The 24,067-nt window shown below is 69.7% G+C and carries 23 protein-coding genes and 3 pseudogenes; 14 read left to right on the top strand and 12 right to left on the bottom strand.

Annotated features, from left to right (window positions below; translation table 11 throughout):
• Positions 1 to 93 precede the first annotated feature (93 nt).
• Positions 94 to 1,017, bottom strand: coding sequence for an alpha/beta hydrolase (locus tag AB0N14_RS26660; RefSeq protein WP_366028223.1), 924 nt, complete (start codon positions 1,015 to 1,017; stop codon positions 94 to 96).
• Between the two features lie 196 nt (positions 1,018 to 1,213).
• Here AB0N14_RS26660 and AB0N14_RS26655 point away from each other — a divergent pair, with 196 nt between their 5' ends.
• The 7 genes and pseudogenes from AB0N14_RS26655 to AB0N14_RS26625 all read left to right on the top strand — a co-directional run bounded on the left by AB0N14_RS26655 (position 1,214) and on the right by AB0N14_RS26625 (position 6,905).
• On the top strand, positions 1,214 to 2,092 hold the full coding sequence (locus tag AB0N14_RS26655) for a helix-turn-helix domain-containing protein (RefSeq protein ID WP_366028222.1): 879 nt from the start codon (positions 1,214 to 1,216) through the stop codon (positions 2,090 to 2,092).
• Positions 2,089 to 2,475 (top strand): DUF2255 family protein, encoded by a 387-nt coding sequence (locus AB0N14_RS26650; RefSeq protein ID WP_366028221.1) that lies wholly within the window; start codon positions 2,089 to 2,091, stop codon positions 2,473 to 2,475. The genes AB0N14_RS26655 and AB0N14_RS26650 overlap by 4 nt, the downstream gene beginning before the upstream one ends.
• A 256-nt stretch (positions 2,476 to 2,731) precedes the next feature.
• Positions 2,732 to 3,931 (top strand): hypothetical protein, encoded by a 1,200-nt coding sequence (locus AB0N14_RS26645; protein ID WP_366028220.1) that lies wholly within the window; start codon positions 2,732 to 2,734, stop codon positions 3,929 to 3,931.
• Between the two features lie 11 nt (positions 3,932 to 3,942).
• Positions 3,943 to 4,533: a hemerythrin domain-containing protein gene (locus AB0N14_RS26640; protein ID WP_366028219.1), complete on the top strand. Its 591-nt coding sequence runs from the start codon at positions 3,943 to 3,945 to the stop codon at positions 4,531 to 4,533.
• 413 nt (positions 4,534 to 4,946) lie between these two features.
• A complete protein-coding gene (locus AB0N14_RS26635; protein WP_366028218.1) occupies positions 4,947 to 5,468 on the top strand; it encodes a DUF2243 domain-containing protein in 522 nt (173 codons plus the stop codon).
• 17 nt (positions 5,469 to 5,485) lie between these two features.
• Positions 5,486 to 6,241, top strand: a pseudogene (locus tag AB0N14_RS26630) (cytochrome c oxidase assembly protein); the annotation flags it as partial.
• 307 nt (positions 6,242 to 6,548) lie between these two features.
• Entirely contained in the window at positions 6,549 to 6,905 is a 357-nt protein-coding gene (locus AB0N14_RS26625; RefSeq protein ID WP_366028217.1) for a hypothetical protein, read from the top strand.
• A gap of 558 nt (positions 6,906 to 7,463) precedes the next feature.
• Here the strand turns inward: AB0N14_RS26625 and AB0N14_RS26620 are convergent.
• Entirely contained in the window at positions 7,464 to 8,633 is a 1,170-nt protein-coding gene (locus tag AB0N14_RS26620; protein ID WP_366028216.1) for a glutamate--cysteine ligase, read from the bottom strand.
• Positions 8,634 to 8,992: 359 nt separating this feature from the next.
• Between AB0N14_RS26620 and AB0N14_RS26615 the strand changes: the two genes are divergently transcribed.
• Both AB0N14_RS26615 and AB0N14_RS26610 read left to right on the top strand, forming a co-directional pair.
• A complete protein-coding gene (locus AB0N14_RS26615; protein WP_366028215.1) occupies positions 8,993 to 9,298 on the top strand; it encodes a hypothetical protein in 306 nt (101 codons plus the stop codon).
• Between the two features lie 309 nt (positions 9,299 to 9,607).
• Positions 9,608 to 11,275, top strand: a complete 1,668-nt coding sequence (locus tag AB0N14_RS26610) for a SpoIIE family protein phosphatase (protein WP_366028268.1) — start codon at positions 9,608 to 9,610, stop codon at positions 11,273 to 11,275.
• Positions 11,276 to 11,292: 17 nt separating this feature from the next.
• Here the strand turns inward: AB0N14_RS26610 and AB0N14_RS26605 are convergent, their stop codons facing one another.
• The 4 genes from AB0N14_RS26605 to AB0N14_RS26590 form a co-directional block, all read right to left on the bottom strand.
• Complete coding sequence (locus AB0N14_RS26605; RefSeq protein ID WP_366028214.1) at positions 11,293 to 12,198, bottom strand: NAD(P)H-binding protein; 906 nt, start codon at positions 12,196 to 12,198, stop codon at positions 11,293 to 11,295.
• A 108-nt stretch (positions 12,199 to 12,306) separates the two neighbouring features.
• Entirely contained in the window at positions 12,307 to 12,720 is a 414-nt protein-coding gene (locus AB0N14_RS26600) for a hypothetical protein (RefSeq protein ID WP_366028213.1), read from the bottom strand.
• Between the two features lie 155 nt (positions 12,721 to 12,875).
• Positions 12,876 to 13,433, bottom strand: coding sequence for a hypothetical protein (locus tag AB0N14_RS26595; RefSeq protein WP_366028212.1), 558 nt, complete (start codon positions 13,431 to 13,433; stop codon positions 12,876 to 12,878).
• A 233-nt stretch (positions 13,434 to 13,666) separates the two neighbouring features.
• Positions 13,667 to 14,332 (bottom strand): hemerythrin domain-containing protein, encoded by a 666-nt coding sequence (locus AB0N14_RS26590; protein WP_366028211.1) that lies wholly within the window; start codon positions 14,330 to 14,332, stop codon positions 13,667 to 13,669.
• 275 nt (positions 14,333 to 14,607) lie between these two features.
• Between AB0N14_RS26590 and AB0N14_RS26585 the strand changes: the two genes are divergently transcribed.
• From AB0N14_RS26585 to AB0N14_RS26575, 3 genes are all read left to right on the top strand, one after another.
• Positions 14,608 to 15,669: a 3-oxoacyl-[acyl-carrier-protein] synthase III C-terminal domain-containing protein gene (locus AB0N14_RS26585; protein WP_366028210.1), complete on the top strand. Its 1,062-nt coding sequence runs from the start codon at positions 14,608 to 14,610 to the stop codon at positions 15,667 to 15,669.
• Positions 15,670 to 15,690: 21 nt separating this feature from the next.
• Positions 15,691 to 16,269, top strand: coding sequence for an isoprenylcysteine carboxyl methyltransferase family protein (locus AB0N14_RS26580; RefSeq protein ID WP_366028209.1), 579 nt, complete (start codon positions 15,691 to 15,693; stop codon positions 16,267 to 16,269).
• Between the two features lie 127 nt (positions 16,270 to 16,396).
• Complete coding sequence (locus AB0N14_RS26575; RefSeq protein WP_366028208.1) at positions 16,397 to 16,627, top strand: DUF3072 domain-containing protein; 231 nt, start codon at positions 16,397 to 16,399, stop codon at positions 16,625 to 16,627.
• Between the two features lie 38 nt (positions 16,628 to 16,665).
• Here AB0N14_RS26575 and AB0N14_RS26570 read toward each other — a convergent pair whose 3' ends face one another.
• From AB0N14_RS26570 to AB0N14_RS26555, 4 genes are all read right to left on the bottom strand, one after another.
• Positions 16,666 to 16,914, bottom strand: a complete 249-nt coding sequence (locus AB0N14_RS26570; RefSeq protein ID WP_366028207.1) for a hypothetical protein — start codon at positions 16,912 to 16,914, stop codon at positions 16,666 to 16,668.
• A 92-nt stretch (positions 16,915 to 17,006) separates the two neighbouring features.
• Complete coding sequence (locus tag AB0N14_RS26565) at positions 17,007 to 17,222, bottom strand: DUF6158 family protein (protein WP_366028267.1); 216 nt, start codon at positions 17,220 to 17,222, stop codon at positions 17,007 to 17,009.
• A 184-nt stretch (positions 17,223 to 17,406) separates the two neighbouring features.
• Positions 17,407 to 17,946, bottom strand: a complete 540-nt coding sequence (locus AB0N14_RS26560; RefSeq protein WP_366028206.1) for a hypothetical protein — start codon at positions 17,944 to 17,946, stop codon at positions 17,407 to 17,409.
• Between the two features lie 191 nt (positions 17,947 to 18,137).
• Positions 18,138 to 19,118, bottom strand: a complete 981-nt coding sequence (locus tag AB0N14_RS26555) for an alpha/beta hydrolase (protein ID WP_366028205.1) — start codon at positions 19,116 to 19,118, stop codon at positions 18,138 to 18,140.
• 296 nt (positions 19,119 to 19,414) lie between these two features.
• Here AB0N14_RS26555 and AB0N14_RS26550 point away from each other — a divergent pair.
• Positions 19,415 to 20,398 (top strand): annotated as a pseudogene (locus AB0N14_RS26550) (beta-galactosidase); the annotation flags it as partial.
• Positions 20,399 to 20,716: 318 nt separating this feature from the next.
• On the opposite strand, the pseudogene AB0N14_RS26545 reads toward AB0N14_RS26550, so the two are convergent.
• Together AB0N14_RS26545 and AB0N14_RS26540 are read right to left on the bottom strand one after the other, a co-directional pair.
• Positions 20,717 to 20,898 (bottom strand): annotated as a pseudogene (locus AB0N14_RS26545) (RidA family protein); the annotation flags it as partial.
• 191 nt (positions 20,899 to 21,089) lie between these two features.
• Complete coding sequence (locus AB0N14_RS26540) at positions 21,090 to 22,868, bottom strand: histidinol-phosphate transaminase (RefSeq protein ID WP_366028204.1); 1,779 nt, start codon at positions 22,866 to 22,868, stop codon at positions 21,090 to 21,092.
• 303 nt (positions 22,869 to 23,171) lie between these two features.
• Here AB0N14_RS26540 and AB0N14_RS26535 point away from each other — a divergent pair, with 303 nt between their 5' ends.
• Complete coding sequence (locus tag AB0N14_RS26535) at positions 23,172 to 23,909, top strand: flavodoxin family protein (protein ID WP_366028203.1); 738 nt, start codon at positions 23,172 to 23,174, stop codon at positions 23,907 to 23,909.
• The last annotated feature ends 158 nt before the right edge of the window (positions 23,910 to 24,067 follow it).

Below are 24,067 nucleotides of genomic sequence, written 5' to 3'. Positions count from 1 at the left end.
CGCAGCACGCAACCGGTCACGCCTGCAGAAGAGCAGAGCGACCGCGAAGACCCTGGTCCAGGGCGGAGGCCTTTACCCGTCGCGGAATGCTCATCAGTCGATGGTGAGGTGGGTGGTGAAGTAGTCGGTGAGCTTGTCGACCGCGGGGTCGATGTACTGCTTCTTGTCGTAGAGGTCGACGTGGCTGGCGCCCTCGATCCAGTGGATCTCCTTGGGGCCGGTGGCGCGCTGGTGGGCCTCGACGGCCATCCAGGCGGTGACGGCGCGATCGCCGATGATCTGGAGGATGGGGCGGGGGCCGATCAGGGGGACGGCGAAGAAGGCGTCGTGGAAGGCCATCCTGTCGATGCTCTCCCAGGCGAGGGTCTTCGCGGAGCGCTCGTGTTCGCCGCGCGGCGTGCAGTAGTACTCGAAGCCTTCGACGCCGTGCTGGCCGCCGAGCGCGCGGGCCTGCTCCGCGGTCTCCGGGAACATGGTCATCGTGCCGGGGTCCTCGCCGTGTGCGGCGGCGCTGCGGGCCGCTGCGGCGGCGTCCAGCAGGGCCTGGAAGACGGCCGGGTCCTGGGTGCCGTCGGCGCCGAGACGGAACTGGCGGGCGGGCTCAGCGGTGGACACGGTGGCCACTGCCTTGACGCGGTGGTCACCGCCGGTGGCGGCCAGCGAGTAACTGCCGGACGCGCAGATACCCAGCAGACCGATCCGGTCGGCGTCGACCTCGTCGAGAGTGGTGAGGTAGGAGACGGCCGCCTTGAAGTCCTCCACCCGCTGGGCGGGGTCCTCCAGGCCCCGCGGCAGACCGCCGGACTCACCCTGGTACGCGGCGTCGAAGGCGAGGGCGACGAAACCCCGCTCGGCCATCAGCTGCGCGTACGTGCCGGAAGTCTGTTCCTTCACACTGGTGCCCGGGTGACCGACCACGAGCGCCGGCCGCGGACCCGACGCCGGCGCGTCGGGGATGTAGAGGTGGCCGGCGAGCGGGATGCCGGCGCTGTCGAAGCTGACGGTGGTCCTGGCCATGAGGGACTCTCCCTTTGAGACGGTGAAGACGTGTCGTGACGCACCCGAGCCGCGGACCCGGGGCCCGCACCCTGCCGGGCACACATCCACGTTCCGTCAGTCTCCACACGAGTGGGAGAGCCAGGTTTCTGCCTGGGAAAGAACTTGCCCCCTCACACATGTGCCGTGGTCGTCGCAAAGCACGGACACTGAGAGCATGACTTCAGACTCCGACTCCCGGGCGCTGGGAGCCTTCCTCAAGGCCCGCCGGGCCCAGCTGACACCGCGGGAGTGCGGCCTTGCCGAGACGGACTCCGCCCGCAAAGTCGCCGGACTGCGCCGCGAGGAGACCGCCCAGCTCGCCGCCATCAGCGTGGACTACTACACACGGCTGGAACAGGGCCGCGTCCGGGCATCCGTACCCGTGCTCGCCACCCTAGCCCGCGCCCTGCGCCTCGACGACGACCAGCAGAGCTACCTCTACGAACTCGCCGGCCGAAGCGATGCCCGCCCACGCCGCCGTCGGCCCGCCCAACGCCTGCGTCCCGCCATGCGGCGTCTGCTCGACCAGCTCACCGAGACCCCCGCGCTCGTCCTCGGCAAACGCCTGGACATCCTGGCCTGGAACCCCGCCGCCGTAGCCCTCTACACCGACTTCGCGGCCATACCGGCCCACCGGCGCAACTACATGCGGCTGCTGTTCACGGACCCGGTGGTCCGGCAGCTGCACCAGGACTGGGCCCACGACGCCCGGGAAGCCGTCGCCGCGCTGCGCATGGAGGCCGCGGCCGACCCCGACGATCCCGACCTCGCCCAGCTCGTCGGCGAACTGTCCCTTCAGGAACCCGACTTCCGCACCTGGTGGGCCGAACACCGCGTCAACAGCGCCAGTTACGGCGCCAAGCACTACCGCCACCACCTGGTGGGCGAGCTCACCCTCGACTGCGACACCTGGACCAGTCCCGACGGCTCCGGGCAGCGCCTGATGATCCTGACCGCCGAACCCGGCAGCCCTTCCCACGACGCCCTTCGCATTCTCACCTCATGGACCACCCGGCAACCGAGCACCGACCGGACGGAGGACTTGACGCAGTGACCACCTGGACACCCGAAGATCTCGCCCTTCTCACCGCGTCCGAATCCCTCGTCCTGACCGCCGGGGACGACGGTCACCCCGGCGTGGAGATCGGTATGGTCCTGGTCCGCGGCGAACTGTATGTCCGCGCCTACCGGGGAGTCCGCTCCCGCTGGTACCAGGCGGCGCAGAAGCACAGCCACGGACAGATCCGGGTGGGGGCCGTCACCCGCGACGTCCTCCTGGAAACCCGTGACACCAGGCCCGCTTACGAGATCGACGCCGCCTACCGGAACAAGTACGGACAGGCGGCCGGCGCCCTCGTCGCGAGCCCCGCGGCACACGCCGCGACGATACGGATCGACCCGGCGCCCTCTGCCCGGCGAGACTGCTCGCCGGGTTGAGAGCGCGCAGGCGTGTGTGCCGCCTGCTCGACGCGACCGTTCCGGGACCGGTCTACGCCGGGATCCGGCCGACCGTCACGCACGCAGACCCAGTCGTCCCTGTAGTGCCGGCTGAGCCAACAGAGGGAACCATGCGGCTCCGTGACGCGAGCCCTGGCTGCAACGTATCGGCTCTGGACAAACTCGTTGTGCTGACCGCCCGTCGCGGGGCACCCGCGCGTGAACGCATTCCTCCCCTCCCCTGGAGGCACCCCCCATGACCTTCAATCCGCTCGAGCAGCGGGGCATCCCGCTGGACCGTCAGCTGCGCAACTGGCGTGAGCTGAATGTGGAGCCGATCGACCCCGACCACTGCGACCCGTACACCCGGTGCCGGATCATCACGATGAACGGCATCGAGGTCGAGGCCATCCTCTTCAGCCACCAACTCGCCCGCAACACGATCGACCCCGAGGTGAAGCGGCAGCTCGCGCGCACCCGCTATATCGAGGCTCAGCAGCAGAAGGCCGTGAACTGGTTGCTGCCCGGCGTGTCGTCGGTGCTGGAGACGACGATCGCCTATGAGCAGGTTGCGGTGGATCTGACGGCGTGGGTGGCGCGGATGGAGCCGGACCCGTACCTGAAGCAGGCGTACCAGTTCGGTGTGCTGGAGGACTTCGACCATCTGTACCGGTACGCGAACCTGTACGAGATGATCGAGCACCGCAAGGCGGAGTCGATCGTCGACAATCTGACCGAGGTCATGCCGGGCCGCCCCACGAAGTTCCACCACCGCGACCCGGTCGACAACGTGCGCGATCCCTATGACAAGGACGCCACCGACCCGCTGTCGAAACTGCACGCTTTGACGATCATGTCGGCGGAGCAGCAGACGATGAATTTCTACATGAACACCGGCCCCACCTACATGGAGCCGATCGCCCGTCAGCTCTACCAGGAGATCGGTCTGATCGAGGAGGAACACGTCACCCACTACGAGTCCCTCGTCGACCCGGGTGAGACCTGGTGGGAGCAGTTGGTCAACCACGAGTACAACGAGTGCTACTTGTACTACTCCTTCATGGAGCAGGAGAGCGACCCCAAGGTCAAGGCGATCTGGGAGCTGCACCTCAACATGGAGCTGGAGCACCTGCACACCGCCTGTGACCTGATGCGCCGTCATGATGGCCGCGAGCCCCAGGAGATCCTGGCGCCCGAACTGCCGAACGTGCTCACCTTCGAGCCGAACAAGCAATACCTGCGCGAGCTGCTGGACACGCAGATGGACCTGACCACGCTGGGCGCTGGCTACGTGCGCGAGGCCCACGAGCGGTTCGAACGGATGCAGGAACAGATCCACGGCGGCGAGGAGCCCCCGAGCGAGCGGGTCATGGCGGAGCACGAGGAGATGTTCGGCCGCGAGTACCGCGTGCAGTCCGAGGGCGAGCACCCCGACCCCGCCATGCGCGAGAAGTGAGGCTGCCCCACATGTCCGACCTCAACACCCCGCAGGCCGGCGACGACCACGCCAAGGATGCCGACGTCATCGCCCTGCTCATGCGCCAGCACGGCGACATCCGCAACCTCTTCGACGAGGTCGAACAAAGTGCGGGCGAGGAACGCCGCGATGCCTTCCGGCGCCTGGTGCGGCTGCTCGCCGTGCACGAGACCGCCGAGGAGGAGGTCATCCATCCCTTCGCCCGGCGCGCTCTGTCCGGCGGCGACCAGGTCGTGGACGATCGCCTCGCCGAGGAGCGAGCCGCCAAGGAGACCCTCGCGGACCTCGACGCCATGGACACCGACGACCCGGAGTTCCTGCCACGGCTGAGGGCACTGCGCGCGGACGTGCAGGAGCACGCCCGCGCGGAGGAACGCTACGAGTTCACCCACATTCGCCGCAGCGCCGACCCCACCAGCCTCGCTGCCATGGCCAACGTCATCAAGGCCGCCGAGGCCGTGGCTCCCACCCGGCCGCATCCAGGAGTCGAGTCCGCCGTGGCCAACGTGGCCCTCGGACCGGTCGCGGCTCTCGTGGACCGCACCAAAGACGCCGTGCGCAAAGCCATGAGCAAGGACTGAGTCCCCGGGGCCCGGCCTCGCACGGGGCGGTGCAACAGGACCAGAGGTACTGACGCAGGACACAGTTCGGTGAATTTCGGTACATCGGCGTCGTCGGTCGGGTCCCCGGATTGGGGACCCGATGTCCAGCGGTGGGCGGGCAGGGTATGAGGACCCGCACTGCCGCCGAACAGCGGGCCCGAGCGGCGATGTCCTCATGCGGAAGCGCCGCTCGACCCTGACTCAGCGACAGGGCATGCCGTCCGTTGCGGGCAGCTGGGCACAGCGGTTTCAGGCCGAACCGGCCAGTGGTCTGCTGTCGGGCGCTCAGTGGGGAACGCGTGTGGTCCGGGGTCGAGGACCCGAAAGTGCGCCGACGACGGAGGAATACTGTGGCCACCACCACTGGAGAGACCCGGTTGGGCACGCCCCCCATGAGTCTTCAGCTGCCGGGCATCGTGCTCGGCGTGGGGATGGGCGGCTTCGTCGACGGCATCCTGCTGCACCAGCTCCTGCAGTGGCACCACATGCTCAGCAGCACCGACGACGACCGCATCGGCGTGAAGTACTACAACCCCCACACCGTCTCCGGCCTTGAGATGAACACCGTGTGGGACGGCATTTTCCACACCGTCTGCTGGCTGGCAGTCCTGCTGGGCCTGGCCATCCTGTACTCCCGCATCACGTACAACCGGCGCCGAGTGTGGACCTCCCGTGTCCTGTGGGGCTGGATGCTGGCCGGCTGGGGCCTGTTCAACATCGTCGAAGGACTCCTCGACCACCAGATCCTCGGCATTCACCACGTCCACGGGGGCCCTTACCGGATCTGGTGGGACATGGGCTTCCTCCTCCTGGGCCTGCTCCTGCTCATCGGCGGCTACGTCCTGCAGCGCAGCGGTCAGCCCTTCGACCCCGATCCCCCCGCCACCGGCGCCCATGAACCGCGGAGGACCTGATGGACCCCGCCATGCCGATGGACGGCCAGGCCACCGGTGCCGGCCTGCTGGAGACGGCGGTGCCCGTCCTCGCACTGCTGCTCGCCGCCGGTCTCTATCTGCATCTGGCTGACCGAGCCCGCCGCCGCAATCCGGTCCAGGGCTGGGGGTGGTGGCGGACGGCCGTCTTCCTGGCCGGCATGGTTCTGCTCGGGGTGGCATGGGTGCCGCCGCTCGCCCCGTTCGCCCACGCCGACTTCCGCGGCCACATGGCCCAGCACATGCTCGTCGGCATGTACGCGCCGCTGGGCCTCGTCCTCGGCGCTCCCGTCACCCTGCTGCTGCGCACCCTGCCCGCCGCGCGGGGCAGGCAGCTGACGGCTGTACTCCACAGCCGGCCCGCCCGGGTACTCGCTCACCCGGCCGTGGCGCTGCTGCTGTCCAGCGGCAGTCCGGCAGTGCTCTACTTCACCCCGCTGTACAACGCGGCCGCGGGCAACCCTGCGGACCACTGGGTGCTGCACGCCCACTTCCTGCTGTCCGGGTGCCTGTTCGCCCATGTCATCGCCGGGCCGGATCCCGCGCCCGCACGCCCGGGGGTACGGGCCCGCCTGGTCTGCCTGGGTGCGGCGATCGCCGTGCACGCGGTGATCGCCCAGCTGATGTACGGCGGCTTCCGGGTCGACATCCAGGCGCCCGTCGACCAGGTCCGGGGCGGCGCGGAAATCATGTACTACGGCGGTGACATCGCCGAGCTGCTGCTGGCCGCCGCCCTGGTCGCCACCTGGCGGCCCGCCCCGCGACCACGGCACCGCACGCTCGTCGCCGACCGTGGTCTTCGGCAAGCGTCGGTTCCCCGACCATCCGGGGGGTTGTGCGTGACGCGTGGTGCAGGACCGGACGTGGACGGGTACCTGTTGCGACGTGATGAAGCGCGCGCTGTGGCAGGGCCTTCTTGCTGGAACGGTCGGCGGCCTGGCGATGACGTTGGGGGAGAAGATCGAGCAACGCGTCACGGGCCGTCCTGACTCCCATGTTCCGGCGCGGGTCCTCGAACGCCTGACCGGCAGGGCTGAACGGCCGGGTCGGCAGCCGCTGGCGATGAACTGGACCATGCACTACGGGCAGGCAGCGGTGCTGGGCATCCTGCGCTCCGTGATGGCACACGCCGGCCTCCGAGGTCCGCTGTCCTCGGCGAAGTTCGCCGTCGTACGGCTCACCAACGACCAGATCCTGGAGAACGCCACCGGAGTGGGTGCCCCACCGCAGACCTGGCTCCGCAAGGAACTGTTGGTGGATGTCCTGCACAAGACCGTCTACGCCTTCGTGACCGGAGCCGTCGCCGACTCCCTGGCCGCCCGCACCGGTCTGGGCCCCGGCGAAAGCCACGCAGCCGTGCGACCCGGGCGGCACGCCGATGTCGGCCCCCTGCCACGAAAGGAATCCCCCCTCCCGTAGCCGCCTCGGCCCTGCAAAGGGTCCGGCGAGCCGCCGGTCTCAGCATCACTGTGGGAACGAGGCTGGATGCCTTGCCTCATCGGCCGCTGACTTACCCCTGTGTGGATTCCTCGGAGTCGCCCCCCGGTTCGGTGTCTGCCTCAGCGCGCCTCTCGGCGCCCGTCTCCAGGTAGCCGGGGTCGTCACCGGCGATCCGGCCCACGAAGATTTCGTTGGGTGTGGTTCCCGTCGTGCTGTGTTGGTCCGCTGCCGCGTCCTGCGACCTTCCGCCCGTGTCCTCCGACCTACCCGAATGGACCTCTGCGGTACCGGCAGGCGCGGAGAGCTCGGTCGAGGTGGCCCCGAGGCGTTCGCGGACCCACGACCACAAAGACATCGTGCCTCCCGATAAGGAGGTGAGTATCGAGGAAGTACGTACCGACGTCGACGGCGTACTCCTCAGTGCCGTCGGCATTCACCATTCAGTCTCCCACCCGGTTCGTGAGCGTGACGGGGCCGGCATGCCGCGCCGGTGGCGACTGCCGTATGTCTGCCGACTCGGGGCCGTGCTTTCGGTGTTCATCGGTCAGCCGCCCATGCCTCCCGGGACCGGGCTGGGGCGGCCGGTGCCGTGGGCCGGGGCCGGTGCGGACGCCGTGGGCCGACCGCGCCGCGGGTCTCCACGACCATGAGGTCGATGCTGGCGAGCAGGTCCTCGGCCTCCGCCGCCCGCCGCAGCCGGTGCGCTGCGCTGCCGGCGGCCAGGATCTCTGCCAGGAGCTCTTGCACGACTGCCCAGTCACCGGACGCTTCCAGCGCCGGGCGCAGCCGGACCAGCATTCGTTGCAGGGCCGTGCGGGCCGGGACTGCGCGGCGGGTGACCGGGTCGACCAGGGTTCCCTCGAGGCCGGAGCGGGCGGCCCGCCAGGCTGCGGCGCGCAGCCACTCATGGTGGCCGTCGCAGGCCCGGTCGCCCTCGCGGGCCCGCCGGTCGCAGGCATCCTGAACCAGCGCCCGGAAGAGCCCGCTGATCAACACGACCGTCTCCGCACGGGGGCAGGCGTCGCAGATCCGCAACTCAAGCGTCTGCTGGTGTGCGGAGGGGCGAACGTCGTGGTAGACCATTCCGGCGTCACTGATGACGCCCGAGCGGATGAGGTCCTCGATCGCGGCGTCGTATGCGGCGGCGTCCGGATAGCAACCGGCCGGGCCTGCGGTGGGCCAGCGCTGCCACAGCATGGTCCGCCAGCTCGCGTAACCGGTGTCCGTGCCGAGCCAGAACGGTGAGCTGGCCGACAGCGCGAGCAGCGGTGGCAGCCACGGCGAGACCAGGCACATGGCACGCACGGCGGTGTCCCGGTCCGGTACGTCGACGTGCACCTGCGCGCTGCAGATGAGCTGTTCGTCGGCGACTCTGCGGTATTCCTCCGCCATGCGCCGGTAACGGGGATCGGCGGTGACGCCTCCCGAAGTGATCCGTGCCAGGGGGACCGTACCGGCCGCCACCACCGCGAGGCCCAGTGAGGAGGCCGCCGCGTCCAGACGGCGCCGGGCTCCGGTCAGGTCCTTGTACAGGTCGTCCAGCGTGTGGTGCACCCGACTGTTGCTCTCCACCGCCGACCGATGGAGCTCGGTCGTGAACCCGCGTCGGCCGAGCCGCTCGAGTATGTCCCGGGCGCGCGGCACCAGTCGGCCGCTCTCCACGTTGACCACGTGGAATTCTTCCTCTGCCCCGATGCGCAATGCCACGGCTCTTCCCTCGCCCTGAGGCTTGTCCGATCGCCGCTGTTCCCATTCCTGTGGGTCGTGTGGTCTCTGGACACTCTCCAAGTGCCCCGTTGTCGCTTCCGCACGCCTCCTGACTGCACTCTCGTGGTGCGGAGTGCTCAAACGAGCAATCCGGGCCTCCAGTAGAAGGAGGCGCGCGAGGGAGTGCCCGGATGTGGAGGAGTGGGGGCGGTGTGTCAGTCGCGAACGCCCCCGGCATGCGCCTCTGATGAGGCGTTGCCGAAAGGGTCATCAGGGGCATTTTATGCCGTTCTGTACGATTATCGGTGGTTTCCGCCGGTTCGAGGTATGGCGCCCATCGCGAGGGGCACTCGTGCCGGGTGGCAAGGGCACGGCGTTACCGGGTGGCGGCTTCCGATCGCTGGTGGGACGAGGACGACGGCCGTTGGCTGCCCGGAGGCGAGGTGCACGCTTGGGAACCCGGAGCCAACCAGACGGTATGCGGCCGTTCCCTCCACCGGTCGCGGCTCGCCTCCTTCCACGGCGTCGACTGGCTCGACATCCTCCCGGAGACAGGCGGCGCCGCGGACGCCGTCCGCCGGGTCTGTCCCCGCTGCGCCTCCGTAGCGGGACGGCGTGACGTCGGCGCCGGCCGGGGCTGGCGGCGCACGAACCCCCGGCCGTGAGACCAGCGGGTCCTGTCCACGACGTCCCGCGCCACCCGTATGCCGTCCACGGAAGACGCGCCCAGGTTCGGCTCTACCGCCGTCCCGCTGACCCGTCGCATGACTGGCTGTGGTGATGCGGCTGGTTCACCTGCGGAGGGGGTATTCGGGGGAAGAATGCAGGAACGGGGTAGCACACCGCGTGCGGACGGCCGCGGGCGAGTGGCGCGCACGCAGATGACCAAGGAGGCGCAAGTGGCGGGGCCAGAGGTGACCGAGAGCGTCGATGAGCGGTACCCGCGGGGTGCTGAGTCGGCGTCGGCCGGGACGCTGGCCGCCATCGGCACCGCGGTGTATGTGGTGGACGACAAGGGCTGCATCATCGCGGTCAACGCCCGAGCCGAGCAGTTGCTGAACCGGCCCGCCGAGGATCTTGTCGGCCGTGACGCGCACGATCTGCTGCACAGGGACGCCCATGGCCAGCCGCTGCCGACCAGCCGATGCCGTATGCGGCAGCCCTTCCACGCCGGGCGCACCGCCCAGGTCGAAGAGGACTGGTTCGAGCGAGGAGACGGCTCCCTGCTGCCCGTCTCGTGGCTGATCACCCCGTACTACCTCGGCGACGACGAGGTGGGCACCCTCGTTCTCTTTCACACCCCCCACCACCTGGCAGAAACCGGTTCGTGGCCGGAGCAGGCCGCCGCGCCGCTGCCGGAGCTCGAACGGCTGGCCCTGCTCGCGGAGACCACCACACAGCTGACATCCACCCTTGATGTCGACGAGGCGCTGCGTCGGCTCGTCGCGCTGGTAGTGCCGCGGCTGGCGGACTGGGTGGTCATCGATTTGATCACGGAGCGCGACGAGGTGTGGCGCACCGCCGTGGTCCACGCCGAAGGCGACACTCTGGTGCACCGTGAGGACCTTCAGGGCCCGATGCCGCCGGTCCCGGCGGAATCCCCTATGCCGCTGTCCCGAGCCCTTCGCGGGGTCGCCTCCACCCTGGCCGGCCCGCAGACCTACCAACGGCCACCGGATTCCGGCATAGCGCTCGAACAGCGCCGCCTGTTCGAGGTCACCGGCATCCGCTCCGCGGCCATCGCCCCCATCCGCAGTACCCGAGAGGTCCTGGGTGCCCTGACACTGGGCCGCGCCGACCGGGCGGGGGACTTCACCACGGCGGACCTCCCGCTGATTGAGGACATCGCACGCCGCGCCGCGGTCGCCCTGGACAACGCCCGCCTCTACCAGCGTCAGCGCAAGGTCGCCGAGACCATGCAGAACCACCTGCTGCCCCAGCTGCCGCGCGTACCCGGGTTGCAGATGATCGCCCGCTATATGCCCGCACCCGACGCTTCACAGGTCGGTGGTGACTGGTACGACGCCTTCCGTCTGTCCGACCGCTCCACCGCCCTGGCCGTCGGGGACGTCGTCGGCCATGACCTGGAGGCGGCGGCCGGCATGGCACAGGTGCGCAACATGCTCCGCGCCTACGCCTGGTCGCAGCAAGAACCTCCCAGCCGGATCGTCGAACGGCTCGACGAGGCGGTCACGCACATCGCCGACGTGACCATGGCCACCATGATCTTCGCCCGGCTCGAAGAGGCGGAAGGCGGCCACTGGGAACTCTCCTGGACCAACGCCGGCCACCCTCCGCCCCTGCTGATCAGCCACGACGGACTGGCCCACTACCTCACCGACGGCCACGGCATTCTCCTGGGCGCCGGAGCCGGCAAACCCCGCCCCGACGCCACCGCGGTGCTGCCGCCCGGATCCACCCTTCTGCTGTACACCGACGGCCTCATCGAAGCACCCGGCCACTCTCTCGACGAGGGCCTGAACCGACTGCGCCAACACGCAGCCGCCCTCGCCCATCGCCCCCTCGCCTCCTTCACCGACCAGCTCCTGCGCCGGGTCCGCCCCGCCGAGAACGACGACGACGTCGCCCTGCTCGCCCTGCGGACTCCCACCCGAACGCCCGGACAGGGACGCAGCCGGTAGGTGACGGTCGGTGCGGTTCAGCCCAGGTAGAAGTCCTTGCGCGCGGCCACGAACGCCTCGATTGTCTGCGCGGGTGTGCCCGTCACGCGTTCTACGTCGTCGGACGCGCGGTCGTAGCGGTTCTCGCGGTGCAGTCGGGCCATGGTGGCGATGTGCTGTTCGGTGTGCGACGGCAGGCCCACCTTGGCGAGCACTTCCGTACGCCACTGCTCCAGTGGCACGTCCACATAGGACACCGGACGCCCCAGCGCTCGTGCGTACTCCTCGGCCATCTCGTCCATGTCGACCGTGCGTGGCCCCGTCAGCTCATAGATCTGCCCTATGTGCGGGGCCGGCTCGCGGAGCACCGTGGAGACCACTCGGGCGACGTCCCGCACGGCGACCGGTGATGTGCGCCCGGTCCCGAACGGCAGCTCGATCGTTCCGTTCTTCCGAATCGACTGCGCCGCCAGCGAGGTGAACAGCGGGTTGTCCAGGAACGATGTCGGGCGGATGTGCACCACCGGCAGAGCCGACCAGTTCAGGACCTGCTCCGCCAGCCAGTGCAGCCGCTGCTGGCGGGACTCGGCGGTGCTGGTGGCGGTCATCTGCGACACCGTCATCTGCGACATGTCCACCAAAGCGTCCAGCTCTCCGTGCTCGCGCGCCACGCTGGCCACCACGGCCGTTGCCAGCAGATGGTCCGGCGACACGGGCATGGCGAAGTACATGCGCCGGACTCCGGCCAGTGCGGGCGCGACTGTCTCAGGTCGGGTCAGATCGCCGATGACCACTTCCGCGCCGAGCGCACGCAGCTCGACAGCACGGTCGTCGTCGCGGCGAAGCATGACGCGCACCGGCACGTCCAGCGCGCACAGCTCCTCGAGGACCGTTCGGCCGACACCACCGGCGTTGGCGATGAGGACAAGGTCGCTGGCAAGCATGGTCGATCTCCTCATGTGTGACTGAGTAGCTGAATAGCGGTGCAGCTGAGTAGCTGAGTAGTGAGTGCCTGAGCAGGGCATGAGCAGCTGGTGGAGGTCGGCGTCGAGTCAGGCGGCGGTCGCCGTGCGCCGCCGCGTCAGGCGAGCGCGCAGGCCGAGCAGCAGCGCGGCGACGACGGCCCATAGAGCGAGTGTGACGACGGGTGCTGCCGCGTGCGAGCCGTCGAAGTAACTCAGGTCGGTGATCGCGCGGACGGCCGCGCCGGGCGGCAGCAGTGCGGAGACGGCTCGGGCCGCGGGGGGGGGCAGCAGGTCGGCGCCGATGGTGGCGCCACTGGTGGCGTTGCCGACGATGAGGAGCAGGAGGGTGGCGACGGGAAGCCCGATGGGGCAGAGGCAGGTGCCGAGCAGCTTGGTGGTGAAGGCGGCCGCACGGCTGCTCCGTGATGTCGCCGCACGACACCAGGGAAGGGTGCAGATCGCCGACGTGGCTCGCCGCCTGTGCCCCCACGGTGCCTTCACCTGGCAAGTGGACGGCGTACAGGTGCGCAGCGACGGCGTCCACCTCACCCCGGAGGGAGCGCGCCGACTGGAACCCTGGCTGACCTCCCAGGTCAAGCAGGCCGCAGGCCGCTGAGTGTCCGCGGGTTCACCGCACGGCGACACGCCTGGTCCGCTCAGTTCCCGGTGGGGCGTGGCTGCCCGCCGTCGGTGAGCAGGTCCTCCAACAGTGCGCGGTAGTGGACCATGGCGTTGCGCAACTGCTCGGTGTCGGCCTTGTGGCGGGTGCTGAGCTCGTCGATCGCGTGGGCGGCGCGGTAGCGCTCCAGCGTGCGGCCGTGCTCGACCGAGAGGTCCCTCAGCTGTTCCTCGAACTTCTCCGTCGGGTAGCCGCGCTCGTGCATGAGCGAGGTCACCAGGCGGTCCGCGTCATGAACGGCGTCCTCGGGACGGTCCACGAACTCTTCCTGCACGGTGGCCCACTCCCGGGTGTAGCGGTCCCGGATGCTGGTGGGCAGCGGTTTGACATCCAGTGCGTCGTGCCGCTGCTCACGCTCGATCAGTTCGCGCTCGGCGGCCCGCCGACTGCCGGCCTCCTCGACCGTCCGCTGGTACTCCGGGCCGAAACGCTCGCGAAGGCGGCGACGGCGCATGAGAAGAGATGAGCCGATCGTGATCAGGGCGATGACCACCACGACCGGGATGATGATCGCCAGAAGTGTCCCAGTTGTCATCGGGCCCACGTCCTTGCCAAGCGCCCGAATGGTTTCATTGATGCCATTTTCGGCGGTTTTCTATGAAACGGAAGGCGTCGGCCACGGTGACGTGACCCGCGTCCGGGGGTGCCGGTGGCGGGGGGTGACCTCCCGGCGCCGTACGCGCTGGGCAGGGCGATCCCGCCACGGTCGCGTGACTGAGAGGAACGTGCCGCGCACTGGTGCCGATGCGCGACCGCTCCTGCTGATCGTCAGGAGGCCATGCGGTGGCGGACGGCGTCCAGGGTTCGGTCGAGGGGGCCGAGGACTGGTGCGACCAGCTTGTTCGCGGCCTCGGTGTTGACCCAGCGGTGCGGCCGGGTCGGTGCGTACGCCTGGGTGAGCTTGACCTCGGCGCCGAGCATGCGCAGCCGGGCCGGGCTCACCGCCTTGCGCAGCGCGGCGAATTCCTCCCGTTCCTCACGTGCCGCGTGCCGGGCGACGGCGCGCCGGACCTGGTTCAGCCGCCGCAGATACCCGGCCCCGTTCGGACCGGTACGCCACAGCGCGACCAGCAGCTGCTTTGCTTCCTTCTCCTCGGTGAGGCGGCGCTGGGCCAGCTCGCCGCCGTGGCGCAGGGCCCGGCGCGCGACCGGGTGGACGTGCGCCTCTTCGGCGGCTTCGTGCACGGCGAGCAGGCGCATCAGCCGGTCGAAGTTCCGGCGGCGCCACGGCCCGGGCAGCGCGGCCTGCAGGAAGCCGAGCCTGATCTGCCGATGCTGACGTGTGAGCACGTCGACGACGTTCTCGCCGCCCAGGGTGCGCACCATCTGCAGGGACCGGGCGGGAACGGTCTTCGCGGCCTTCGCCGTGGCCTTTGCGGTGAGCAGTGGCTTCGTCACCGTGCTCATCCCCGCCGTCTTCCTGAGCATGCCCATGATCCCTCCTCACTCCTGATGTCAGAAGTGGCGGGTACCCCCCACGCTGTGACCCTCACGCGCTCCCGTGCGGACCGGCTGACGGTGAACTCGCCCCCGCACCGCATCGGCATCGAGGCTGCGCGCCGCAGCCGCCGAACCGCGGCGATCCAGACGCTGGGCTGGGTACTCGTGTTCCTGGGGCTGAGGTCACCAGTCCGCCCGCGCCCGCGACAACCATGTCTCTGGGCCAACCCAGCAGCCGGATTGCCGTCACACGTCGATCGGAACCTTGTATGAGCCACATCGTCGCCGTACAGAAGGTCCTGGCACCCCACCGGTACCGTCAGCGCGACATCACCGATCAGGTGCGCTCGAGCCTGCCGGGGGCGGACCGGTCCTTGCTCGACCGAGTGCACGCCGCGGCGGGAGTCCGGTTCCGTCATACCGTGCTGCCCCTGGATGCCTATGCCGATCTGGACGGCTTCGGTGCGGCCAACGACGCTTTCATCGATGCCGCGGAGCGGATGGGGGCCGAAGCGGTCAGGGGCGCCCTCGGCTCCGCGGGGCTGGCATCGGGCGCGGTGGATCTGATCGCCGTCGTCTCCACCACCGGCCTGGCCGCTCCCTCGGTGGACGCCCGGCTGATGGGTCCCCTGGGACTGCGAGCGGACGTCAAACGGCTACCGCTGTTCGGACTCGGGTGCGCCGCGGGGGCGGCCGGGCTCGCCCGTGTACACGACTACCTGCGGGGCTGGCCCACGCACACCGCCGTCCTGCTGTCCGTCGAGCTGTGTTCGCTGACATTCCAGCGGTCCGATCCCTCGCCGGCCAATCTGGTGGGCAGCGCCCTGTTCAGCGACGGTGCCGCCGCTCTGGTGGCCCAGGGGAGCAGAGCTCCGGACGGACCTAGGCCCCCGCTCGGCCCCGAGGTGGTGGCGAGCCGCAGCCGCTTCTATCCGGCCACCGAGCGCGCCATGGGCTGGGACGTCACCGACAGCGGGTTCCGTATCGTGCTGGACCCCGGAATCCCGGGCATCGTCCGCGCACACCTCGCGGACGACATCGACTCCTTCCTCTCCGGCCACGGCCTGGCCCGGCACGACATCGGAACCTGGGTGTGCCATCCCGGCGGCCCCAAGGTGCTGGACGCCATCGCGGACACGCTGAACCTGCCGTCCGGGGCACTGGACGCCACCTGGGACTCGCTCGCGGAGGTCGGAAACCTGTCGTCCGCCTCCGTCCTGCATGTACTCCAGGACACCCAGCGACGCAGGCGGCCCCCGCCCGGCACCTGGGGCCTGCTGCTCGCCCTTGGCCCGGGCTTCTGCGCCGAACTTGTCCTGCTCCGCTGGTGAAACGGAGGGAGGAATGACCGGGTGATCTGGTACACGCTGTTGATCGCGGCCATCGCCGCCGAGCGGCTGGCCGAGCTGACCGTCGCCCGCCGCAACACCCGCTGGAGCATGGCCCACGGTGGCGTCGAGACGGGCCGAGGGCACTACCCGGCACTCGTCGTACTGCACACCGGTCTGCTCATGGGCTGCCTGGTGGAAGCACGGGTTGCCGGACGGCCATTCCTTCCGGGTGTCGGCTGGCCGATGCTGGGCCTGGTCGTGGCCACCCAGGGACTGCGCTGGTGGTGCATCGGCACGTTGGGACGGCAGTGGAACACCCGGGTGATCGTCGTGCCCGACCTGCCCAGGGTGACGAAGGGCCCCTACCGCCTGCTGCGCCATCCCAATTACCTCGCCGTGGTCGTCGAGGGAGCCGCGCTGCCGCTCGTGCACGGTGCCTGGCTGACTGCGACGGCGTTCACGGTGTGCAACGCCGGGCTGCTGGCCGTACGCGTCCGCTGCGAGGAAGCCGGCCTCTCGGCAGCCGCTCGGTCGGCGCACCCCCCGGACGAGCGCCACGTTGTCCGACAGCGCGCCGGGGGCCGGGCCTCGCCGCGGTGACAGACCCACGGACGCGAGGCCTGGACGCAGCGTGCTCAGGACGGGGACGGAGTCGGACCAGCGCGCTCTCTTTCTGTCGACGTACGCGGGACTTTCATCGCACCGGTCAAAGGGGTAGTCGCACCTTATGAGCGACGAGAACCCGAAGAAGGACGTGAACGACTGGGTGACCGGGGACGAACCGGCCACCGGCCCCCAGCTGAGCTATCTGCAGACCCTGGCCCGGGAGACGGGTGAGGAGGTCCCACGGAATCTCACGAAGGCGGAGGCTTCGCGCATGATCGAGCGCTTGCAGCAGGCATCCCCGCGGACGGCCCGGCCAGGAGCTTCGCGAGAGGGCCCAGCTGACGGCCCCTGAGCCCCAGGGGGCGCCCTGCCCGGCTGCTGCGCTGGGGGTCAGGCGCCCAGTTTCCCGACCATGTCCCTGAGCGCTTGCGCGACGAGGACCAGATCGCGCTCGGTCGGCGCCGAGGTGCCCAGACGGTCCAGGAGCTCGCCCTTCGTCATGAGCACCGCCGCTCCCGCGTCACGCCATTCGGCATGTTTGGTGGCATTGACGACCTCGGCGCTGCCCTGTACCAGGATCAGCGCCGCATCAACGTCCTGCGCGCCGAGAAGCTCCCGGATATGCCTCTCTTCGATCACGTGTCAGCCTTTCCGGTCGTTTGCGGGTGTTTGGGCTCGCGGTCAGGGGCGTGCCCCGACCAGCGCCTATGCCGAGCAGCGGCACAGAGCGGTCATTCTTCGCGCGCCCGGGCCCCGGCACGGGTCCGATCCGCCGTCACGAGCCGCTGGGGATGGCGGCGGAGATACTCCTCCTCCAGTTCGGCCATCCGGCGGGTGTGAGCGTCCAGCGCGTCCTCGGAGCCGTGCAGGAAGGTGTCGTGGCGGGTGCGGTGCACGGTCTCGAGTTCCCGCATCAGGTGGTGATGGTCCAACGCCGAGGGGTCCAGGCCTGCCCGGTCGCCCTCGTCCCCTCCCTCGGCCTGAGAGGGCGTGGCACGCGGCGGTTCCCGGGGATCCGACCGGTGGGGTGTGCCGTGGCTCAAGGCCGCATCGTCGGTCGCGGAGCTCTCGCCCTCAGCCTGGGAGGGGGTGGTCTCACTCATCGGCTGCCTCCGACGAGAACCCATGTCCTCACCTTGTCTGCAACGCTTTCTCGGCATGCTGAAGACGCAGTTCCTCCAGCGTCCGCAGCTGCCGCTGGGCTCGTTCGATCAGGTCGTCGAGCTGCTGCCGGTCAAGACGCCCGTCACTCTCCGCCAGTCGGCGCAGCATCCGCCATCCGGCGGCCTTTCCCTCGACTCCGAGCTGGAGGAACTCGAGTTCGACCACCGAGGTCAGCGGAGAGCGGCGTAGGAGGCGGCCATTCGGCTTCAGGCGTCCGGCCCTCTCGGCCGTCTCCGCTGCCAAGATCTTGTATCGGCGTGCCGGAACGCCCAGTCGGCTCATGATGTCCAGCAAGCTCGCCCGGTCCTGGGCGATCTCGCCGGCGATCGGCCGCAACGCTTCGGCCAGCGGAGAGTCGCGCAGTGCCCGGACCATGTAGTGGATGCGCCGGCTCCCGATGGTCGACCCTGCCAGGTGGTCGTTGAGGTAGATACCGAGCAGGTCGATCCGGGCCCCCCTGTCGGCGTTCCGCGTGCCGATCCCGCCGCCCTGGCCGACGTCACTCATCCCGGCCCTCCAAGGGCGACCGATCCGGTCGGCGGCCGTAGCGACAAGAACTGTGCATGGCTGGTTTCTCCCCGGCTGTCGTGCCCGCTGATGGCCATGGAAGCGGACGAGTACCCGCATCACGGCAGCCCACGTATGACGCCTGCGCATCCGTCGCGTGTTTCGACAGCGGTGGGCGGCGCGCGAGTGCGTCAGGCGGGCAGAGCGGTGAGCCAGTCGGTCAGGAGTCGGTTGACCTCCCCGGGGCGCTCTTGCTGGATCCAGTGGCCGCAGCCGTCGAGGAGGTGGGAGGAGACCAGGCCCGGCAGCGTGACCGGGTACGCGTCGATCGCGTCCGCCAGCCATGTCGTGGAAGCGTCCAGGCCGCCGCCGATGAACAGGGACGGCTGGGTGATGGGGGCACCGTCGAGGGCGGCGAGGTCCTCCCAGTCGCGGTCCATGTTCCGGTAGCGGTTGAGCGCTGCGGTCAGGCCGGTCCGTTCGAACTCCCCGGCGTAGACGTCGAGGTCCCGCTCACTGAGCCAGGCGGGCAGTCGGCCGATGGTGAACCGTTCACGCAGCGTCCCGTCCCTGCTGACGAAGTGGGGATCGGGAGCACCGGGTGCGGGCATGGTGTCGGCGGACAGGGCCGCGTAGATCCCCGCGAGCCAGCCGCGAACATCGGGTTCGATCTCGGCCTCGGCGCGGCCCGGCTCCTGAAAGTAGGAGACGTAGAACTCCTCATCCCCGCCCATCCGAGCGAAGACGTCGCTGGGGCGGGGGCCGCCGCGCGGGGTGTAGGGAACGCTCAGCAGCCCCACTGCGCGGAAGACCTCCGGCCTGAGCAGGGCGGAGTTCGCGGCGATGGTCGCGCCCCAGTCGTGGCCGACGACCACCGCCGACTCCTCGCCCAGGGCGTGCACCACCGAGACGTTGTCCTCCACCAGGTCGACCATCCGGTACGCATCCGTCGCGGCCGGCTTGGAGGACCGGCCGTAGCCGCGGACATCGATGGCGACCGCTCGGTATCCCGCCGCCGCGAGCATCGGCAGCTGGTGGCGCCAGGAATACCAGGATTCGGGGAAGCCGTGCACGAGCAGCACCAGCGGCCCGGTTCCCTGCTCCGCGAGGTGGATCCGGCCTCCCGGCGAGGAGATCAACCGGTGGGTGACCTCCGCGGCGTGCTGCGACATGCGTCTCCTCCAGGACCGTTGGTCTGCTGTACGCCACCGATCATGCGCAAGACGCTGCCCGGAAGGCGAGTTCGTTTGCCGATTCGGCAAGCCCGGTCCCCGGCGGTGCCTCCGTGTCCTGTGACGAGTGGTCAGTAGCCGAGACAGTGCCCTGACATGGGGCTTCCAAGCCGCCCCCGGGTCCACCTCGACCGCGTTGCCCCCGCCCCATTGTGCTGTGCCTCGCGCCCCCCTTAATGTTCGACTTTGCCTGAATCTGTTTGATGTTGATTGCTCAGGCGGTATTGGAGGCCGCAGTGCGGAGTAATCGGATCGGTTCAGAGGCTGCGAGACCCGGCCGCCGTCGATGGTGGAGGGCGGTCCTCGCGGCGGCCGCGACCATCGCCCTGGCCACGGGCATGGCCGCGCCCGCCGCGGCGCAGGACGACGGCGGGCAGGCACCCGCCGCCGTGCCCGCCACCGGCCCGGGGGCGCACACGGTGAGTCTCGACGGCTACTCGTTCCTCGTCGACGGCAAGCGCACCTACCTGTGGTCCGGCGAGTTCCACTACTTCCGGCTCCCGAGCCCGGACCTGTGGCGCGACATCTTCCAGAAGATGAAGGCCGCCGGATTCAACGCCACCTCGCTGTACTTCGACTGGGGATACCACTCGCCGAAGCCGGGTGTGTACGACTTCAGCGGGGTGCGCGACGTCGACAAGCTGCTCGACATGGCCCAGGAGGCCGGGCTCTACGTGATCGCGCGCCCGGCGCCCTACATCAACGCGGAGGTCGACAGTGGCGGCCTGCCCGGCTGGATGACCACCAAGGCCGGGCACAACCGCAGTGACGACCCGCAGTTCCTGAAGTACGCGGACGAGTGGCTGACCCGGATCGACCGGATCATCGCCCAACACCAGCTGACCAACGGCACCGGGTCGGTCATCGCCTACCAGGTCGAGAACGAGTACTACAACGGCTCGGCCGCGGGCCGCTCCTACATGCAGCACCTGGAGGACAAGGCCCGCGCCGACGGCATCACGGTACCCCTGACCGGCAACAACAACGGCACCTTCAACTCCGGCGCGGCCGCCCTCGACGTCGACGGCCCGGACTCCTACCCGCAGGGCTTCAACTGCTCGAATCCCTCCATGTGGAACGGCGTCCCCGACATCAGCTACGACCACCCGGCCGGCAAGCCGCTGTACTCGCCGGAGTTCCAGGGTGGCGCCTTCGACCCCTGGGGCGGGCCGGGCTACGACAAGTGCGCCCAACTGATCAACGACCAGTTCGCCAACGTGTGCGTCAGGTTCTTGACGCCGCTGATCATGTCGTACGCCTTCTTCTGCAGCGCCGTGTAGGAGGAGGTCGGTGCGTTGCTGGAGGCGGCGACGACGCTCGGGTCGGACGCGGTGGACGCTGACCAGCGCAGGCGGCGGCTATCACAAGCTCAACAACGGGGGCAGCGGTCTGCTCGCCGGAGTCGCCCAGTATCCGTGTGGTGTGTCGTCGTGGCCAGCGCCCAACCGCTCTACCGGCCAGCGGGAATACACGGACCGCAGTCGGCAGCAAACGAGCGGTTACCGCCCCTCCGAACCGGCACAGGCGCGGCCGGACGGCGTGCTGGCCGGGCGGTGGTCGCCGAAGTACGCCAGATTGCCCTCCGCCGTCGCCGCGGCGTTCTGCCGCAGGTTCCCACGTACAGGGTCTGCGAGACGACCTGGTTCGGGGTGACGCCGTAGTGCAGCAGAACCTTGTCCATGTCGGCGTAGGTCTGCTTGAGCTGGCCGGCGAAGTCGTCCCGCAGTCACCCCGACCGCGATGGCGATGGCCGCGGCGCCCGGGCGGCCCAGCCAGAACGCACCGGTGACCAGGGGAACTCCGGCCGCCCGCACCACCGGACCATCAGCTCACGCCGCCGGGACGCGGCCACCGCGATGCCGCCCAGCGCCAGTGCCCCACCGAGGTAGGGCGCCAGGGATGCCACGGTGATCACCGAGCGGACCCGCTGGCGGGAGCGGCCGGAGGCATCGCGGCGAGCAAGGCCGGACCCGGCCGCAGAACCTGCAGGGCGGCCTGGCACGCGGCCACGATGCGCGCGTTCTCGGCGGTGTCCCTGACCGCGATGCGCACGGTGCGCCCCTGGTACTCCGCCGACAACGGCGACAGGTCCCGCAGGTATACGTCGCGGCGGCGGCACTCGTTGACGAGTTGAGCGGCGCTCGGCCCGCCGCGCGGCAGGGTCACGGTGAGGAAGTTCGCCACGGCCTCCTCGACCACCACGGTCTCGTCCAGCCCCGCCAGGGCGGCGGCCAGTTGCCGGCGCAGCGCGTGGGTGCGAAGCCAGCAGTCGCCGTAGTACGCCGGGTCGCGCAAGGCTGCCACCGCGGCCAGCTGTGCCGGGAGGCTGACCGGCCAGGGTGGCGTCCATCGGCGTAGCTGCGCCGCGGTGACCGGCTCGGCAACCAAGTACGCGGCCCGCAAACCGGACAGCGCGTACATCTTGGACAACGAGCTGCAGACCACCACCCGCGGGTCCGTCGCGGCGAGGCCGGCGAGTGACTCGGTCAGGCCGGCATAGCCCAGGTACGCCTCGTCGATCCACCAGCGGGTTCGGACCGGTGCGGCGACGATCAGCGAGCGCAGCTCTGCGGCCGTCGCGTGGCGTCCCGTCGGGTTGTTCGGGTTGACCACCACCACGAGGTCGTATCGGCCGGCCTCGACGGCGGCGGACAGCCGGGCCGGATCGATCCGCCAGCCGTCTTCGCGACGCAACCGGAACCGGTCCACCCGGCATCCGATCACCCTTTCCGTGACATGGGCGTACTCGCCGTAGCTCGGGTCCGTGAGAAGCACCCTGCTTCCCGGGGTCAGCCACTGGCCGAACGCCCTGTAGATCAAGTCGGACGAACCGGCGCCGACCGCGAGCGTCTGAGCCGGCAGCGCCCGAGCCGTGGCGATTTCCGCCAGCAGGCCCTCGGCGCCGGTCGGCGGCGAGGTCCGGGCGGCCCAGGCCGGATCCTCCGCGAGCACCGCCCGTACACCCGGTGCCGGCGGGAACCACGCGTCCAGTACGTCGGCCGCGACCACCTGGCGGCGCCGGTGCAGCGTACGGAAGTCCGTGCCGACGGCGGTGAACGAGGCGCCGCCGTGTTCGCAGCCGTCCGGCCGAGGTGCGAACGGCATGTCCAGCTGCCAGTCCACTGCGGACCGCAGACGCTCCAGCAGGGTGCGGTGACGATCCATCGTGACCTTCGTCAGCTCGGTCACGCTGCCGGTCAGCACCTCGAACGTCACCGCACCGCTGTGCACGGTACGGCCGACCGGACGGAGGCCGGTGGCCAGGTACATGGTGAGCAGCTCGGTCCGCCCCATCGCCACCACCCGGCGACCGCCCCGGGCGGCGATCCAGCGCAGCGCCGCGTACATCAGCAGCGGCGCCGCTGCCGTGGCCCGCCAGCGCGGCTCAACGGTGAGGATGCGCACCTCGAACAGATCGCTCTCGGTCAGCAGCGGCAGCTCGTCACGGGTCAGGTACTTGTCCAGCGCGTACCGCCCCAACCAGGGCGGAGTCAGGCTGACAAAGCCGATACGGGCTGTCCCTCGCGCCGCGACCAGGTAGACGTTGTCACCGTCCAGCCCGTCGCGGAGCCGCCCGGCCGGATCCGGCTCATGCTGGCCCAACTCCTGTGCATACACTCGGTGACGCAGTTCGTGGATCCACTCGAGATCCTCCGAAGTAGCAACACGCAGCTGCAGGTCACGGCCCATAGGCACCTCTCTCGCGGTGGCACTCCATCGTGGGGAACACAGACCGGCCGCGTCAGGGGCCAAGTGACGCAATCAGCTGAGTACGCGTACTCAGGCGCAGGCGTGCCCCGCGTGCAGACGTACTCCACGCCCTCGGCGCGCTTCGGTACCCAAGACGCGAACGCAGGTGATGCGGCGCTCCGTCGGCCACTCGTCCCACGGACCATTCGGACGCCTGATGGTGGCGCCGCACTCCGCCGGTCCGCACGCTGGATGTGGACACGCCGCCATGCACAGCGTGGCGGCAGGACTCCGGGAGGACCTGTGACCGCTTCTTCGCCCGCCACCGACACACCGCCCGCCCGCTACGACGATCTGCGGGCCCTGGTGATCAACTGCACCCTCAAGCGGTCGCCGGAGCCCAGCAACACCCAGGGCCTCATCGACCGCAGCACCGCCATCATGGAAGCGCAGGGCGTGCGGACCGATGTCGTACGGGCCATCGATCAGGACATCGCCACCGGCGTGTGGCCCGACATGACCGAGCACGGCTGGGAGACGGACGTCTGGCCCGACCTATACCAGCAGGTCCTCGCAGCCGACATTCTCATCCTGGCCGGTCCCATCTGGCTGGGTGACAACAGCTCCGTGATGAAGCAGGTGATCGAACGCCTTTACGCATGCTCCAGCTTGCTCAACGAAGCCGGCCAGTACGCCTACTACGGGCGAGTCGGCGGCTGCCTGATCACCGGCAATGAGGACGGCGTCAAGCACTGCGCCATGAACGTCCTCTACAGCCTGCAGCACCTGGGCTACACCATCCCTCCCCAGGCTGACGCCGGCTGGATCGGCGAGGCGGGCCCCGGTCCCTCCTACCTCGATCCCGGCTCGGGCGGTCCGGAGAACGACTTCACCAATCGCAACACGACCTTCATGACCTGGAACCTGCTGCACCTGGCGCGGGCGCTGAAAGACCTCGGCGGCATCCCCGCCTATGGCAACCAGCGCACCGCCTGGGACGCGGGCTGCCGCCGCGACTACGAAAACCCCGAGCACCGGTAGGACGCTCCTGAACGGACCGGCGGCCCATGCCGCCCGGCATCAGCATGTCCGACCGGCCGCACGCACGGCTGTCGACGCCCGGCGATGGGCGGGAGCAGCCGGAGCTGTCGGCTGGCTGCTGCTGTGGATTGCCTCCGACGGCGGGCTGGGGACCTTCA

Origin of the sequence: Streptomyces sp. NPDC051104 (genome assembly GCF_040682835.1) — a bacterium.
GTDB lineage: Bacteria > Actinomycetota > Actinomycetes > Streptomycetales > Streptomycetaceae > Streptomyces > Streptomyces cynarae.
Note: the sequence above shows the minus strand (reverse complement) of the source record. Positions and strands in the feature narration are given on the sequence as shown.